Source organism: Paraburkholderia sp. SIMBA_053, assembly GCF_046534895.1.
In the GTDB taxonomy this organism is placed as follows: Bacteria; Pseudomonadota; Gammaproteobacteria; order Burkholderiales; family Burkholderiaceae; genus Paraburkholderia; species Paraburkholderia caledonica.
Genome location: NZ_JAWRXU010000877.1, coordinates 1 through 264, shown reverse-complemented (window position 1 = coordinate 264; position 264 = coordinate 1). Strand labels below are relative to the sequence as shown.

The following is a 264-nucleotide window of genomic DNA, read 5'->3' as shown; positions in this document are numbered from 1 at the left end:
CCTTCTTCGTCGATCAGCGCGTATTTTTTTTTGGTAACGAAGAAACCACGTTTGTAGAAACCTTCGTATTCCAGTTCCAGCAGACCCGGCAGTTTCGCGTTGATGTAGTCAACGAATTCCAGCGCTTTTTTTTTGATTTCTTCAGATTTACCACCCGGGATGGTCGCGTACAGACCGTCGGTGTCGATGTACAGAACTTTGAAACCGAATTTTTCTTCCAGTTCTTTCCAAACGAATTCGATGTATTCACGACCCCACGCGGTA

General features: G+C 45.5%; 1 protein-coding gene. It reads right to left on the bottom strand.

The features are described 5' to 3' along the window. Positions 1–264 (bottom strand): DNA polymerase domain-containing protein (locus tag SB753_RS38115; protein WP_410805298.1); only part of this gene is annotated, 264 nt, incomplete at both ends.